Origin of the sequence: Leifsonia aquatica (genome assembly GCF_014190775.1) — a bacterium.
Lineage (GTDB): Bacteria > Actinomycetota > Actinomycetes > Actinomycetales > Microbacteriaceae > Leifsonia > Leifsonia aquatica.
The window spans coordinates 398,017-411,934 of the sequence record NZ_JACHVP010000003.1 but is presented as its reverse complement, the minus strand read 5'-3'; the positions used below and the strand labels follow the sequence as shown (position 1 = coordinate 411,934).

Genomic DNA, 13,918 nt, shown 5'->3' with positions numbered 1-13,918 from the left:
TCTCCACCACGAAAGGAACCGCCATGAACATCGAACCCCGCACGCCGACGGCGAAGAACCCGCCGGAGCAGTTCGCCGGCGACGTCTGGGTCGACGGCATCGTCGCCCCGCACGACGCCGACCAGCGCACGACCGTCGCGCTCGTCCGCTTCGCGCCGGGCGCCCGCACCGCCTGGCACAGCCATGCCCGCGGCCAGTACCTGCGGGTCACCGAGGGCGTGGCCCGCTTCGGCGACCGCGACGGCAACGTCATCGAGGTGCATCCCGGCGAGACGCTCTACACCCCGCCCGGTCAGGACCACTGGCACGCCGCCGCACCGGACTGCTTCATGCAGCATCTCGCGATCCTGGAGGCCGCGGACGACCCCGCCGCGACCACCACGTGGAAAGAGCACATCACCGACGCCGAGTACGAGGGGCGCCGCGCGTGAGCGACGAGACGACCGGCTGGACCGGCGGACAGCAGGCGTTCGGCGATTTCGCCCCCGGCCTCGTCCACTACACGGACCGCGTGCTCTTCGACGAGGTCTGGGAGCGTCCCGAGCTCTCGAAGCGCGACCGCAGCCTGGTGACGGTGGCGGCCCTCCTGGCCGGCGGCAACGTCGAGCAGCTCCGCTTCCACCTCGCGTTCGCCCGCGACAACGGTGCGACGCAGGAGGAGCTGATCGAGGCGATCACCCATCTCGCGTTCTACGCCGGCTGGCCCAAGGCGATGTCGGCCATGACGATGGCGAAAGAGGTGTTCGAACGGGACTGAGGCCGGGCCTTTTGTCCCCCTAACGGGAGGCTCCGACGTCGCAATTCCGACCTGATCGCCGCCCAAATGGCGGTGGGTGCCACCCGGCCCCACCCGGGAATGCTCAAGACTTGCAGCTCTCCGGATGTTCCGGATCGCGGCTGCCAGGGCCGCGAGGATGCGCGGCTTCGGGAAGCTCGCGCATCGGGCCGGATGAGCACATTCCCCCGGTGCTCATCCGGCCCCTCCCGGCTCACGTCCCGCTGAGCGCGCGCAGCGTCAGCAGGTCGTCGTCGATCCCCCCGCCCTCGTGGCCGTTGTAGCGCCAGGTGTGCAGGGTCTTGGGACCGGCGTACGCGTTGTAGGCGGCGTAGACGGTCGACGGCGGGCAGATCGGATCCATCAGCGCGACCGTGAAGGTTGCGGGCGCGCTCGCGCGGGCGGCGAAGTTCACCCCGTCGAAATACGAGAGCGTGCGCAGCACGTCGTCCGTGCGATCGCGGTAATGGGCCAGATGATCGGTGATCTCGCGGAACGGCGTGCGGTCGGAGGCGACGATGCCGCGCGGGATGTCGCAGAGGAAGGGCACGCGCGCCGCCACCCGCGCGAGGCCAGGGACCAGGCCGGCCACGGCGAGCGCGATGCCGCCGCCCTGGCTGACGCCGAAGACGGAGACGCGGTCCGAATCCACCATGTCGAGAGCTCGGACGACCTCGACCGCACGCACCGCGTCGGCGAACACCCGGCGGTAGTAGTAGGTCTCGGGATGGTCGATGCCACGGGTGAGGAAGCCCGGCACCTGTCCCGCGCCCGGTCCGGAGTCGGGCGTGACGCCGCGCGAGCCGCTCCAGCCCTGGCCGCGCGTGTCCAGCTCGAGGTGGGCGTAGCCGGCGGACGCCCAGAGGAGGTTCTCGACCGCGTCCCCTCGGCCTCGCCCGTAGCCGTGGAACTGCACCACCGCCGCCAGCGGCCCGTCGGCGCCCCGCGGGACGCGCAGCCAGGCGGCGACCTCCTCCCCCGCGTAGCCACCGAACCGCACATCGTAGACGTCGAGTGTCGTCAGCCCCGTGTCGACGGGCTCCAGACGCGTCAGGAGGGGATGCCGACGACTCTCGGCGAGCGTGCGCTCCCAGAACGCGTCGAAGTCGGGCGGATCGGCGACCGCGCTGCGGTAGTCGCGCAGCGCGGACTCGGGGAGGTCGGTGAACACGGGTCTCCAGGGTCGGTTCGGGCCAGGGTCGGTTCGGGCGGAGTCAGCCGGGACGGACGGCGTCTCCGGCGGCGATCGATCGGTAGGCGGCGTCGATGACGGCGAGCGAGGCGCGCGCCTCGGCCAGACCGTAGTCGGGGGCGGCCCCCGCGATCAGCCGGTCGACGACGTGCGTCAGCCAGGCGCGCACGGGGGCCACGCCGCCGCCACCGCCGATCGGATGCGCGGCGAGGCCCTCCGCGCCGAACCGCAGCACCGCCGGTTGGTCGTCGTCGGCGGTCGCATGACCGTGCGAGCCGAGCACGCGCACCGAGCTGCTCGTGGGCCCGAGCCCGGGGGCGAAGGGGATGCGGCCGACGGTCAGCGTCGCCGTGACCCCGTTCGACAGCCCGAGCGACACGACGGCCGTGTCCTCGACGCCGTGCTCGGCATGCCCGGCCGCGAACAGGGCGCCGGACATCGCGTAGACGCTCTCGACCTCCAGTCCGGTCAGGTGCAGGACGGCATCGGCGCAGTAGCCCAGGAAGTTCAGGATCTCGCCTCCGCCGCTCAGCGCCGGGTCGACCACCAGCTCGGGACGCTCCACGGAACGGGCGAAGAAGGCGCCGCTCGCGAGGAACTCCGCGTCGACGTGGCGAGGCAGCCCGAGGTGGCCGGCGTCGATCCACGCCCGGGTGCGGCGGAGCGCGGCCGCGTGCGTCCGGTTGACGACCGAGACCGTCCCTGGCGTGAAGCGGTCCAGGTCGAGGAGGGCGTCCACGTCGGCGAGCGTCGTCGCGACCGGTTTGTCGACCAGCACGTGCACCCCGGCCGACATGGCGTCCGCGGCGAGCCGCGCGTGCCGGGTCGGCTCGCTGCACACCACGGTCAGGTCGACGCGGTCCGGGTCGGAGGCCGAGCGGATGTCTTCCAGCCAGGGCACGCCGGCGTCGGCGGCCGCGCGGCGCCCGTCGGCGTGCATCCACGCGGGGGCGTCCGCCTCCTCGGCCACGCCGACGATCTCGACCCGGGGATCCCGGCGCAGCTCGTCCAGGTAGGAACCCGCGTGGCGCACACCGCTCGCGAAGGCGACCCGCAGCGCCGTCATCGGGCGCCCACCCCGACCGGAGCGGACTCGACGGCGATCGGACGCCCTGTGCGCAGCGAGCGCTGGGCGGCGACGGCGGTGGCGAGCGCAGCCCGTGCCTGCTCCGTGGTGACGATCATCGGTTCCCTCCCCTGGGCGGCCCGCACCCAGTGCGCGAGCTGATCGGCGAGCGCGCCGTCGAGAGACGCCGGGGGCGCGCTGTGCCGGGGCGATGCGAGCCCGGGCTCCGCGTCGGTGTCGTGGAGCAGCGTTCCCTCCGTGCCGGCGAGCAGCACCCGGCGCAGGAACCGTCCCGGCTGGGTGAGCGCGTAGCAGAGCTCGATCGTGGCCAGCGCGCCGTTCGCGAAGCGCACCAGCAGCTGGAAGCTGTCGGGCATCGGCATCTCGGCGGCGAAGGTCGGGAAGTCCCGGCCGAACACCTCGACCGGCTCCGATCCCATCAGCCAGACTGCGAGGTCGAGCGCGTGCGTGCCGTTGTGCACGGGATGACCGCCCGACTTCCCGGTGTCGAGCTGCCAGCCGCGCCAGCCTCCCGGCCACACGTGCCCGGTGTACCAGGTGATGTGCAGCAGGCGCGGGTCGCCGATCGCGCCGGCGGCGGCCCGCGCCTGCAGTTCGGCGACCGCCGGCTGGAACCGCACGGTCTGGCCGACCATGAGGGTGCGTCCGCGCCCCTCGGTGGCGGCGACCATCTCGTCGAACGCCTCGACGGTCAGGGTGGCGGGCTTGTCCACGTGCACATGCTTGCCCGCGCGCCCGGCGGCGATCGTCCACGCTGCGTGGTCGGGCGTCGCGTTGCACACATCGACCCCGTCCACCTCCGGATGCGAGACGACGGCGGCGAGGTCGGTGGTCGCTCGCGCCCCGGGCACCAGGGCGGCGAGCTCGGTCGCCCGCTCCAGGCTCGACCCGGCGACGTGGCTCACACGCACGTCGGGTATCCCTCGCAGCGCCAGGAGGTGCTCCCTCGCGAACGCGCCCGTACCGAGCACGGCCACCGTGAACGTCATCGTGGTTCCTCTCCCGGGTCGGCCCCGGTCTCGGCTCGGTCCGCGGAAGCGGGGAGGTCGTCCAGCAGGGCGCTGCGCACGATGGACCTCGGGTCGAACCGGCGCGGATCGAGCTTCTGCCAGTCGATCTCCTCGCCGATCTCGTCGTCGACGCGCGCTTTCAAACCGGCCGCCGTCTGTCGCAATCGGCGCACGAAGGCGGCGAGGGAGGCGGCGTATCCGGGAAGGCGCGTTGGCCCGACGACGAAGGCGGCGATGACGCCCACGACGACGATCTTGTCGAACGTGAGACCGAGCATGGGAGCGACCGTAGCACAGAATCCATTGGACATCAGACGTCATATGTGCTTGAGTGTGCCGCACGGCAGTCGCCGTGGACCACGCAGAGAAAGGCCTCTTCCGATGTTCGCGAACCTCAACGGGTGGCATGCCCTGATCATCGTCGCCATCATCCTTCTGCTGTTCGGCGCCCCGAAGATCCCCGCCCTGGCGAAGAGCCTCGGCCAGTCGATGCGCATCTTCAAGAACGAGGTGAAGCCGGAGCTGGGTGGCCGCGACGAGACTCCCGAGACGCCGGCACCGGCCGCCTCGGAGCGGTGATGACGGCCGGCGCGCCATCCGCTCCCACCCGGCGGCGTCGCCGGGCGCCCGAGGGGCGCATGCCGATCGCCGGCCACCTCGCCGAGCTGCGTCGCCGGCTCTTCCGCTCCGCCGCGGCGCTGCTGGCCGGCGCGGTCGCCGGCTGGTTCCTGGCCGCGCCCGTGCTCGACGCGCTGCGCGTGCCGATCGAGCAGATCGCCGACACGCAGCACCGGATGGCCGAGCTCAACTACGACACGATCACCGGAGCGTTCGACCTGCGCATGCAGGTCGCGATCACCGTCGGGGTGATCGTCTCGAGCCCGGTCTGGCTCTTCCAGATCTGGGCCTTCCTCGTCCCGGCGCTGTCCCGCCGCGAGCGCCTCTACGGGTTCGGGTTCTTCTTCACCGCAGTGCCGCTCTTCCTCGTCGGGTGCGCCGCCGGGTGGTTCGTGCTGCCGCACATGGTCGGCGTCCTTACCGGCTTCGCGCCGGAGCAGGATGCGGCGATCGTGCAGGCGAAGACCTACTTCGACTTCGTGCTCAAACTCGTCCTGGCGGTCGGGATCGCCTTCGTCCTCCCGGTCGCCGTGGTGCTCCTCAATTTCGTCGGCGTGCTGCGCGCGAAGACGATCCTGCGCTCCTGGCGCGTGGCGATCATCGCGATCGCCCTCTTCACGGCCATCGCGACTCCCGCCGCCGACGTGCTCTCGATGTTCGTGCTCGCCGTGCCGATGGTCGCGCTCTACTTCGCGGCGGCCGGTGTCGCCGCCCTGCACGATCTCCGCACCGACCGGCGCGCGGCCGCACTTCTCGCCGCCTCCCCCACGGAGCTGCCGCTCCCCTGATCCGCTCACGCGGCACCGACACGCCTAGCACCCCACCCGGACACACCGTCGTGCACCACTGGAAGGAAGGAACGTCATGTCACCACGCCCCACCACCGGAGCCCCTCTCCGTCGACGATCTCGAGCGGGGACCGTCGCCGCCGGCCTGATCGCACTCGTCACCGCAGCCGCTCTCGCCGCACCGGCGGCGCCGGCAACCGCGGCGCCCGCCGACCCGCCCGGCTCATTCAGCACCGTGGACATCTCCGGTGCCCCCGCGTCGCCGTACGCCAACTACCGCATCCCGGCCCTCGCCTCCCTCGGCGGCGGTGTCGTCCTCGCCGCTTGGGACGGCCGGCCCGGCAGTGCCGCCGACTCCCCCAACCCCAACTCGATCGTCCTGCGGCGCAGCACGGACGGTGGCCAGACCTGGGGAGCACTGACCACCGTGCGCGCCGGGGTGACGTCGTCCCCGAAGAGCGGGTACAGCGACCCGAGCCTGGTCTACGACGCCGTCGCCGGGAAGGTCTTCCTCTTCTCCGTCTACTCCAAGGACCAGGGGTTCGGCGGCAGCGCGTTCGGCAACGACGACGCGAACCGCCAGGTCATCAGCGCGCAGGTGTCCGAGTCATCGGATGCGGGCGTGACGTGGGGCGCCCCGCGGCTGATCACCACGGTCGTGAAGCCGGGCGCGAGCACCACGGCCCCGGTCGCCGGCGACGTGCGCAGCATGTTCGCGACCTCGGGTGAGGGCATCCAGTTGCGGTACGGCGCCCACGCCGGCCGGCTCATCCAGCAGTTCGCCGGAGATGTGCGGCAGGCCGACGGCACGAACGCCATCCAGGCCTACAGCGTCTACTCCGACGACCACGGCGCCACCTGGCAGCGGGGCGCGTTCGTCGGGACCCGGATGGACGAGAACAAGGTGGTCGAGCTCTCGGACGGCCGAGTGCTCCTGAACTCGCGCGACAACGCCGGAGGCGGCTATCGCAAGGTCGCGATCTCGTCGGACGGCGGCCAGACCTATGGCCCGGTCAGCCAGGACACCGAGCTACCCGACCCCACGAACAATGCGTCGATCACCCGCGTCTACCCGGACGCACCCGCCGGCTCTCCCGAGGCGAAGGTGCTGCTCTTCACCAACACGGCCTCGCAATCGGCCCGCTCGAATCTGACGGCCCGGGTCTCGTGCGATGACGGTGCGACCTGGCCGTACGCGCGGCAGATCAACGCCGGGTACTCCGGATACTCGACGGCGACCCGCATGGCCCCGGGATGGTTCGGCGTGCTCTACGAGAACAGCTCCTTCACCGCGATGACCCTCGCACGCTTCGACGACGCCTGGCTCGGCGCGGCCTGCGACAGCGTGACGGGGTTGGCGTCGCTGACGATCTCGGGCGGCCGGACCGACACCTCCCGCGACCTGAGCGCCTCGCCCTACGCAGCCGGCGACGTCGTCCCGTACGCGTTCACCGTGCGCAACCAGGGCGGAGGAGCGTCGACCGTCACCCCGACCAGCGGGAACTTCACCCCGCTCGTCCCGGCCGGTGCCGGGAACTGCCGCTACACCGGCCTCGCCGCAGGCGCGTCCTACACCTGCTCGACCCCGCGCCACACGGTGACGGCGGCCGAGGCATCCCAGGGGTACGTCGTGCCGGACACCACGTGGACGAGCACCGGTGACTCCGTCGCCGCCACCCGTGTACTCGGGCTGCCGCTGGCACTGACCGGCGGTGTCTCCTCGGGGACGACGACTCTCGCGTCCGTGGTGATCGCGGGCGCCGACTCCGACGGTGAGCGGAACGTCGCGACCTCCCCGTACGCGGTCGGCGACCAAGTCGCGTACACGTTCCGGGTGACGAACACGGGAACGTCCACCGCGAACGTGGTGCCGACCGCGGGCAACCTCGCGCCCTTCGTGCCGAGCGGCACCGGGAACTGCCGGTACACCGCTCTCGCGGCGGGAGCGTCCTATGTGTGCTCGACCCCCCTCCACACGGTCACCGCGGCGGAGGCGGCGCAGGGCTACTTCGTGCCGGACACCACGTGGACCGTGACGGCCGGCGCGGTGACGGGGAGCAGCCGCATCCTGGGAGCACCCGTGCGCGTCTCCTGACACACGACGAGGGCGCCGCGGTCTCCCGCGGCGCCCTCGTCGGATCAGGCTCGAGGTGGTGTCAGGCCTTGCTCCCGCGGCGGAGCCAGCCGACGATCGCGGTGATCACGAAGAACACGAGGCCGAGGATCGCGAGCCAGAGAAGGCCCTTGACCGCGAAGCCGAGGACGGCGAGGACGGCCCAGATCACGAGGAGGACGATGATGAGTGCGAGCATGGGTGTGCCTTCTTTCTTCGGGGGTCTGATGCGTGAGGGTCTGACGCGGACGGTCAGATGAGAGTGGCCGCCGCGGCGACTCCGACGATGAGCGCGGGGATCGCGACGGCGACCGCGGTCGCCGAGGCCACCGGGAGAGCCCAGCGACCGGACGAGGACGACTCGTCGCCCCGGAACCACCGCGTGTAGACGGCCACCTGCGCGCCCTGCAGCGTCGGGAAGACGCCGAGGTCCTGGCCGGTGGCGCCCGTCGCGACGAAGCCGTCGTTCGAGCGGTCCACCATGCCGAGGTAGTCGTCGGGAGTCTCTGCGACCCAGAGCCCGTCGACGGGCGTGCGCCATGCGACGCGGGACGTCTCCTCGACTGCACTGCTCATCGGGCGCTCCTTCTCACTGGACAAGTAACTAGATCATCGAGATAAACAGGCGCCGAGGCAACTTTCACCGGAGGGGTTGATCGGCCTGTTTCGGGATGGTATTTACTTATGTCGGCCGCAATGTTTTCCATCCTTTGGAAAGCTAGATCGGCTAGTTATCGAGCGAAAGGACAGAGATGGGCGCGCTCGTCTACGACGGGGAGTCATACGAGTTCGACGACCGCACCGTCGCGCACATCCTGGCCGTCGTCACGGTGAAACTGCGCCGCCGGGAGCCCTTCCTCCTGAGCTGGCCGACCCGGGGCGAGAAGGACACGCGCACCTCCGTCTGGATCGACAACGCCATCCCGTTGCGGTACGAAGTGGGCGCCGAACACGTCGGCCGGCTCGATCAGGCCTGGCTCGATGAGCTCATGGACATGACCACGCGGGCGAGCGGAGTGGTGCTGCCCGGATAGCCGAACCGGCTGGCCGGCTGGTCTATCATCGTTGCCATGACGACGGGCGAGCGCAGTTCGACGCCTCACAACCGGCGCGGTCCGGACATGGATCGGGAGCGTGCCGTCGGCGTGCTCGAGGCCATCCGCGCGTACGGCGCGGCCGAAACGGCCCTCCAGCGCCGCTCCGAACACGCGATGCGAATGAGCGAGAACGACATCTCCGCGCTGCGCTACCTGCTGCGCGCGCGAGAGCGCGGCGTGAGCGTCGGACCGCGCGAGCTCGGGGAGTACCTCGGCGTGCAGAGCTCCTCCATCACCGTCCTGCTCGACCGACTCGAGAAGGCGGGCCACGTGCGCCGCATCCCGAGCCCGTTCGACCGGCGGGCCCTGATCATCGAGCCGACCACCCCGACCGACGACGCCCAGAAGGCCATCCTCGGCGACGTGCGCGAAGAGCTCGTGGAGGTCGCCGCCTCGTTGTCGGACGCCGAGGCGGACACCGTGGTCGCCTTCATCGACCGGCTCCGGGATGCGGTGGACCGCATCGACACTCCGCCGCCGGGACGCGCCCGACGCTGACGCGGCTCGGCCGGTCTGGGCCGACGGCTGACACGCTCGTCGAACTGCTGAGTTCCCCGGGTCTCGCCTACTGGACTTTTTCCGCGGCTGCGTAATCAACGTTCCACGACTACGGAATGTGCATTGGCATGCTGAAATGTTGGCTTTGCGCAATGGTTAGCTTTTCTTGTCGCCGCCGAGGATCGAATCGAGCCTCGCCCGAGACGACGTCAACCCGAGGCGAACACCTGCAACGCGATCGCCCCGCCGCGCACGCGAGCGCGCCGTCCTAGAGCTCGCGATTCCCACGTCCGGCCCACGAGCCGGACACAACCCGAAGAAGAAAGTTCACCGTGAACAACACATTCAAGAAGAGAGCAGGGCGCGCCGCTGTCGCCGGCGCCACCCTTCTCGGCCTCACCGCCGCCGGCCTCGCCTTCGCGGCACCGGCCAGCGCGGCCGACAACGCGGGCATGGTCGTCGGGCCGCTCGTCTCCTCGACGTATTACATCAAGGCAGACGGAACCACGGGCACGTCCAGCAACGTCGCCGCGGGCGTCGCCAACGGAACCATCCCACTGTGGACGTACCCCGGAGTGGGCGCCACCGGAACCATCTCGTTCAACGGGAAGTGCATCCAGTCGCCCGCAACCACCGGTAGCTACACGACGTTCGTCACCTGCAACGACACGCTTCCCTCTCAGATGTGGACGGGCACGTCGTGGGGCGCGGACACCTTCGGACTCCTGAACGCGTCGACCAACCTCAATTTGAGCCCCTCTACGGATAAGCCGCGCGCCTACTTTGGCGATACAAACTTCCAGGCGGGATATGCCTTGACCGCTCCGGTCACGGTCGCTCCGTCGTTGGCGTCGCCGCTCCCGAATTCGGAGATCACCCCCGGTACGGTCTTCTCGGGTGAGGCGGAGCAGAACACGGTCATCACCGTCCTGGACAAGGACGGCAAGACCATCGGCACCGCGACCGCTGGTGCGGACAAGACCTGGTCGCTGACCCTTGACCCGGCGCCGATCAACGGAACGGTTGCGCTGAAGGTCGTCGCGCTCGACACCGACGGCAAGTCCACCACGCTGGCCGACGGCAACTACACGATGACGCAGTCGGATGAGGCGCGTGCCTACACCGGCCCCACCTCCGGGCCCATCACCCCCGACACCGCGTTCACCGGAACCGGAGCCAAGGGCGAGACCGTCGTCATCAAGGACGGCGCGGGCACCGTGCTCGGCACCACCACCGTCGGCCCGGACGGCCACTGGTCGACCACGCTGAACCCGGTCCCCACCAACGGTGACGTGAACCTCGTCATCGAGATCACCGGCGCGGACGAGATCACCGAGCAGCTCGCGGACACGAACCTGGTCATGACCGGCTCCGAGGAGCCCAACGCCTACACCGGCCCGAAGACCGGCGACACCGTCACCCCCGACACCGTGTTCACCGGAACCGGCACCAAGGGTGAGACCGTCACCATCACCGACGACCAGGGCAACGTCCTCGGTCAGACCGAGATCGGTGCCGACGGCACCTGGTCGCTGAAGCTCGACCCGGCGCCGATCAACGGCGACCACAATTTGACCGTCACCATCGGTGACGAGACGGTCGCCAACCCGTCCATCACGATGACCGGCTCGGACGAGGCCCCCGCCTACTCCGGCCCCGAGGACGGCGCCACGATCACCCCGGACACCGTGTTCACCGGAACCGGTGGCAAGGGCGAGACCGTCGTCATCAAGGACGGCAACGGCAACATCCTCGCTGAGGGTGTCGTCGGTGACGACGGCCAGTGGTCGCTGACCCTGGACCCGGCCCCGAAGAACGGTGACGTCAACCTGATCATCGAGGTCGGCGGCACCAAGGTGGCCGACACCAACGTGGTCATGGAAGGATCCGAGGATGCCCGCACCGTGGCCACCCCGGGCCAGGATGGTGTCATCACCCCCGACACCGTGTTCTCCGGAACCGGCATCGATGGCGACATCGTGAACATCAAGGACAAGGACGGCAACGTCCTCGGCAGCGTCGAGGTCGGCGCGGACGGCTCCTGGTCGACCACGCTCTCCCCGGCTCCGGCCAACGGTGACACCGACCTGACGATCGAGATCGTCACGAAGGACGGCGACACCATCCAGCTCGCCGACAACACCTACGAGATGACCGAGTCCGTGAACAAGTTCGAGGTCCTCACCCCGAACCTGACCGAGTCGACCGACGTCAAGAACGGCGACGTGTTCACCGGTAAGGGCGAGCCCGGCACCACCGTCGTCATCACCGACAAGGACGGCAACACCATCGGTTCGGCCGAGGTCGACGGCGACGGCAACTGGTCCGCCCCGATCAGCGGCCTCCCGCAGGGCCCGAACAACGTCACGATCACCCACACCACCCCCGGTGCGGACCCGGTCAGCACCGACCTCGGCGCCATCGTCGTGGTCAGTGAGGACGAGGCCACCCCGCTGATGGACCCGGCGATCGCCGGCGGAGCCGCCCTGGCGCTCCTGGCCGCAGCCGGTGCCTTCATCGGCATCCTCCGCCGCCGCAGCATCAGCACCAACTAGCAGCACCCCGGTGGGCGGACGCACTCGGCGTCCGCCCACCACCCCCTCAACTCTCCACACGGAGCGCCTCCGAGAAATGGGCAGGCTCCACCCGATGGCCGCACCCGCGACAACGCGAGTGCGGCCATCGGCATACAGACTCAGCCACGACGACCGGAGGCGCCGCTCTTGACCCCCCTCGCGAACCGACGCCTTCTGAGCCAGGACGTCTTCGACGTCCTCTGCGATGAGCTCGTCGACGGCACCTTCCCGCCCGGCACCCAGCTCGACGTCGATCACCTCGCGGACCGATTCGGGGTCTCGCGCACGCCGGTGAGGGAGGCACTGGGGCGCCTGATCCGGGCCGGCCTCGTCGAGTCCTCGCCGAACCGGTATACGCGAGTGTCCGAACGCATCGACGACGATACGGTCCGCTCGCTCCGCATCCTGCACAGCACGCTCGACCTTCGCCTCCAGGAGGATCGGATCACCCCTGAACTCGAGCTCGAGCTGGACTACCGGCTCGACCTCGCCGACCGTACCGACGACAACGGTGTCGCCCAGTTCGAGGCCATCATCCGCCTCGTCATGCGGGACGCCCGGTCACCTCTGATGGAGCAGCTGACCGAGCTCGTCCTCTTCCGCACGCTCCGGCTGCTGCACGCGCATCCCGAGCTCGTTCAGCGGGCCGGCGGAGCGCGGGAGATGCGCCGACTCGGCTCGGACATCGCCGGTGATGTGGAGGCCGCCCGGCACCGCGTGAACCTCTTCTTCTCGACGCTCGCGACCGACGTCGCCGGGAGGTGGTGCCGCTAACGCGCGTCGTGCTCGTCGGGCGTGATCCACCCCAGATGCGCGCGTTCGACCGCGACCCGGGCCGCTTCGGCGTCGTCGGCCGCGAGCGCGCGGAGAAGCTGGCCGGCCGCACTCTCGAGTTCGGTCCATCCCCTGTCGTCGATCAGCCGCGCGAGCACGCCCATGATCGTCAGGTACCGCAGCCCGTACGTCTCCTCCCCGAGCAGCGTGCGGTAGATGGCGTTGCCCGAGCCCTCGGCGCAGATCGCGAAGATGGCATTGAACGAGTCTCGGATACCACTCATGTCACGCTTACGGACGGCAGCCATCCACAGGGTGGCCAGGTCGTCCACCTCACGCCGGCGCTCGGGCGAGAGCCGAAGCAGCCCCAGCGCGACAGCCCCGCCGTGCAGCACCCCCAGGGTGTGGAAGGCCATGACCATCTCGGAGGGCTTCGGATTCACCACGCGGGTGTAGCGATTGGGTTCCATCTCGATGAGCCCCATGCGAGCGAGATCGTTGATCGCCTCCCGGAGCGGCGTGCGGGAGACGCCGAGCCACTCCATCAGCTCCGCATCGTGCAGCACCTCGCCAGCCTGGAACGTCCCGTCCAGGATTGCGTCGCGCAGCTGGTCGCGGACGACATCGCGCAGCAGCACGCGCTTGCCTGTCACAGGGCTGCTTTTCGTCGGGACGGGCACGGGATCTCCAGGATTCGTCAGGACCGAGCGACACATCGTGTCTAACCAGTACATCAACATATTAGGTTCAAAATCAGATCGGAAATGATCGCACCGCTGTCGTTACGTACCCGCGCTCCCTGGTTGCGTAGTCGCCGCCCCTACAGGCACCGTCTGCCGTCTTCCGCGCGCGTATTCTCAGGAGATGTCTTCCTCTGCCCCCTCCGAGCCGGCCGACTGGCGCCCTCTCGTCGCCGCGCTCGCCAACGCCGACACGCGTCGGGTGTTCGCGGAGGTGGAGCTGGGGAGGCCGCTCGACGAGGTGGGTGCGGGGCTGAGCCCGTCCCGTCGTCAGCGCGCGCTGGATGCCGCGACGCGGGCAGGGCTCATCACGATCGAGGAGGGCACCGCCTCCATCGCCGTCGATCGGTTCACCCGCGCGCTCCGCAACGCTCCCGCGCGGCCGCCGCGCACCGGAGTCGACCGCTTCCTCGATGCAGAGGGACGGATCGACCGGTACCCGTCGTCTGCGGCCGATCGCGCCGAGCTGTTCCGCCACATCGCCGGGACGGTGCTCGCCCCCGGCGAGGTCGTCGACGAAGCCCGGTTGGGCGAACGGCTGCAGCGATTCGGCGACGACACGGCGGCACTGCGGCGGCACCTGGTCGACAGCGGGCTGGTCGGCCGCACCGCGTCCGGATCGTCGTACTCGCGCACCGACGCGGAGTGAG

At 70.0% G+C, this 13,918-nt stretch carries 17 protein-coding genes; 10 read left to right on the top strand and 7 right to left on the bottom strand.

Features of this window, described 5'->3' with window-relative positions; genetic code table 11:
* The first annotated feature begins 23 nt into the window (after window positions 1-23).
* Window positions 24-431, top strand: coding sequence for a (R)-mandelonitrile lyase (locus FHX33_RS15290; RefSeq protein ID WP_021764205.1), 408 nt, complete (start codon window positions 24-26; stop codon window positions 429-431).
* Entirely contained in the window at window positions 428-757 is a 330-nt protein-coding gene (locus tag FHX33_RS15285; RefSeq protein WP_021764204.1) for a carboxymuconolactone decarboxylase family protein, read from the top strand. The genes FHX33_RS15290 and FHX33_RS15285 overlap by 4 nt, the downstream gene beginning before the upstream one ends.
* Window positions 758-989: 232 nt before the next feature.
* On the opposite strand, the gene FHX33_RS15280 is transcribed toward FHX33_RS15285, so the two are convergent.
* Genes FHX33_RS15280 through FHX33_RS15265 form a run of 4 tightly spaced genes read right to left on the bottom strand, consistent with a single transcriptional unit; the run spans window position 990 to window position 4,342 of the window.
* Window positions 990-1,946 (bottom strand): acetylxylan esterase, encoded by a 957-nt coding sequence (locus FHX33_RS15280; RefSeq protein ID WP_021764203.1) that lies wholly within the window; start codon window positions 1,944-1,946, stop codon window positions 990-992.
* 43 nt (window positions 1,947-1,989) lie between these two features.
* The gene (locus FHX33_RS15275; protein ID WP_183428689.1) at window positions 1,990-3,033 is read right to left on the bottom strand and encodes a Gfo/Idh/MocA family protein; all 1,044 of its coding nucleotides are present in this window, start codon (window positions 3,031-3,033) and stop codon (window positions 1,990-1,992) included.
* Complete coding sequence (locus FHX33_RS15270) at window positions 3,030-4,043, bottom strand: Gfo/Idh/MocA family protein (RefSeq protein WP_021758378.1); 1,014 nt, start codon at window positions 4,041-4,043, stop codon at window positions 3,030-3,032. Before FHX33_RS15270 ends, FHX33_RS15275 begins: the two co-directional genes overlap by 4 nt.
* Entirely contained in the window at window positions 4,040-4,342 is a 303-nt protein-coding gene (locus FHX33_RS15265; RefSeq protein WP_021758377.1) for a twin-arginine translocase TatA/TatE family subunit, read from the bottom strand. Before FHX33_RS15265 ends, FHX33_RS15270 begins: the two co-directional genes overlap by 4 nt.
* Window positions 4,343-4,445: 103 nt before the next feature.
* Here FHX33_RS15265 and tatA point away from each other — a divergent pair, with 103 nt between their 5' ends.
* The 3 genes from tatA to FHX33_RS15250 all read left to right on the top strand — a co-directional run bounded on the left by tatA (window position 4,446) and on the right by FHX33_RS15250 (window position 7,565).
* Window positions 4,446-4,643: a twin-arginine translocase TatA/TatE family subunit gene (gene tatA / locus FHX33_RS15260; RefSeq protein WP_183428688.1), complete on the top strand. Its 198-nt coding sequence runs from the start codon at window positions 4,446-4,448 to the stop codon at window positions 4,641-4,643.
* A gap of 59 nt (window positions 4,644-4,702) precedes the next feature.
* A complete protein-coding gene (gene tatC / locus FHX33_RS15255) occupies window positions 4,703-5,470 on the top strand; it encodes a twin-arginine translocase subunit TatC (RefSeq protein WP_183428687.1) in 768 nt (255 codons plus the stop codon).
* A 76-nt stretch (window positions 5,471-5,546) separates the two neighbouring features.
* A complete protein-coding gene (locus FHX33_RS15250) occupies window positions 5,547-7,565 on the top strand; it encodes a sialidase family protein (protein WP_183428686.1) in 2,019 nt (672 codons plus the stop codon).
* A gap of 61 nt (window positions 7,566-7,626) precedes the next feature.
* Here FHX33_RS15250 and FHX33_RS15245 read toward each other — a convergent pair whose 3' ends face one another.
* Window positions 7,627-7,782: a hypothetical protein gene (locus FHX33_RS15245; protein WP_021757762.1), complete on the bottom strand. Its 156-nt coding sequence runs from the start codon at window positions 7,780-7,782 to the stop codon at window positions 7,627-7,629.
* A 53-nt stretch (window positions 7,783-7,835) separates the two neighbouring features.
* Complete coding sequence (locus FHX33_RS15240; protein ID WP_021757760.1) at window positions 7,836-8,159, bottom strand: hypothetical protein; 324 nt, start codon at window positions 8,157-8,159, stop codon at window positions 7,836-7,838.
* A 176-nt stretch (window positions 8,160-8,335) separates the two neighbouring features.
* Here FHX33_RS15240 and FHX33_RS15235 point away from each other — a divergent pair, with 176 nt between their 5' ends.
* The 4 genes from FHX33_RS15235 (at window position 8,336) to FHX33_RS15220 (ending at window position 12,528) form a co-directional block, all read left to right on the top strand.
* Entirely contained in the window at window positions 8,336-8,617 is a 282-nt protein-coding gene (locus tag FHX33_RS15235; protein ID WP_021757759.1) for a DUF7882 family protein, read from the top strand.
* Window positions 8,618-8,653: 36 nt separating this feature from the next.
* Complete coding sequence (locus tag FHX33_RS15230) at window positions 8,654-9,178, top strand: MarR family winged helix-turn-helix transcriptional regulator (protein WP_039920980.1); 525 nt, start codon at window positions 8,654-8,656, stop codon at window positions 9,176-9,178.
* A 332-nt stretch (window positions 9,179-9,510) separates the two neighbouring features.
* On the top strand, window positions 9,511-11,733 hold the full coding sequence (locus FHX33_RS15225; protein WP_183428685.1) for an Ig-like domain-containing protein: 2,223 nt from the start codon (window positions 9,511-9,513) through the stop codon (window positions 11,731-11,733).
* Between the two features lie 168 nt (window positions 11,734-11,901).
* Window positions 11,902-12,528: a GntR family transcriptional regulator gene (locus tag FHX33_RS15220; RefSeq protein ID WP_021764225.1), complete on the top strand. Its 627-nt coding sequence runs from the start codon at window positions 11,902-11,904 to the stop codon at window positions 12,526-12,528.
* Here the strand turns inward: FHX33_RS15220 and FHX33_RS15215 are convergent.
* The gene (locus FHX33_RS15215; protein WP_051337020.1) at window positions 12,525-13,181 is read right to left on the bottom strand and encodes a GntR family transcriptional regulator; all 657 of its coding nucleotides are present in this window, start codon (window positions 13,179-13,181) and stop codon (window positions 12,525-12,527) included. The two genes, FHX33_RS15220 and FHX33_RS15215, sit on opposite strands and share 4 nt — an antisense overlap.
* A gap of 211 nt (window positions 13,182-13,392) precedes the next feature.
* Here FHX33_RS15215 and FHX33_RS15210 point away from each other — a divergent pair, with 211 nt between their 5' ends.
* Window positions 13,393-13,917 (top strand): DUF2087 domain-containing protein, encoded by a 525-nt coding sequence (locus FHX33_RS15210; RefSeq protein ID WP_021764227.1) that lies wholly within the window; start codon window positions 13,393-13,395, stop codon window positions 13,915-13,917.
* The last annotated feature ends 1 nt before the right edge of the window (window position 13,918 follow it).

What these genes read in the sequence shown, in the direction of transcription:
- FHX33_RS15230 (WP_039920980.1), top strand. Translation starts at nt 8,654, where the DNA reads ATGACGACGGGCGAGCGCAGTTCGACGCCTCACAACCGGCGCGGTCCG.
- FHX33_RS15290 (WP_021764205.1), top strand. Translation starts at nt 24, where the DNA reads ATGAACATCGAACCCCGCACGCCGACGGCGAAGAACCCGCCGGAGCAG.
- FHX33_RS15240 (WP_021757760.1), bottom strand. Translation starts at nt 8,159, where the DNA reads ATGAGCAGTGCAGTCGAGGAGACGTCCCGCGTCGCATGGCGCACGCCC.
- tatA (WP_183428688.1), top strand. Translation starts at nt 4,446, where the DNA reads ATGTTCGCGAACCTCAACGGGTGGCATGCCCTGATCATCGTCGCCATC.
- tatC (WP_183428687.1), top strand. Translation starts at nt 4,703, where the DNA reads ATGCCGATCGCCGGCCACCTCGCCGAGCTGCGTCGCCGGCTCTTCCGC.
- FHX33_RS15245 (WP_021757762.1), bottom strand. Translation starts at nt 7,782, where the DNA reads ATGCTCGCACTCATCATCGTCCTCCTCGTGATCTGGGCCGTCCTCGCC.
- FHX33_RS15265 (WP_021758377.1), bottom strand. Translation starts at nt 4,342, where the DNA reads ATGCTCGGTCTCACGTTCGACAAGATCGTCGTCGTGGGCGTCATCGCC.
- FHX33_RS15270 (WP_021758378.1), bottom strand. Translation starts at nt 4,043, where the DNA reads ATGACGTTCACGGTGGCCGTGCTCGGTACGGGCGCGTTCGCGAGGGAG.
- FHX33_RS15275 (WP_183428689.1), bottom strand. Translation starts at nt 3,033, where the DNA reads ATGACGGCGCTGCGGGTCGCCTTCGCGAGCGGTGTGCGCCACGCGGGT.
- FHX33_RS15235 (WP_021757759.1), top strand. Translation starts at nt 8,336, where the DNA reads ATGGGCGCGCTCGTCTACGACGGGGAGTCATACGAGTTCGACGACCGC.
- FHX33_RS15210 (WP_021764227.1), top strand. Translation starts at nt 13,393, where the DNA reads ATGTCTTCCTCTGCCCCCTCCGAGCCGGCCGACTGGCGCCCTCTCGTC.
- FHX33_RS15250 (WP_183428686.1), top strand. Translation starts at nt 5,547, where the DNA reads ATGTCACCACGCCCCACCACCGGAGCCCCTCTCCGTCGACGATCTCGA.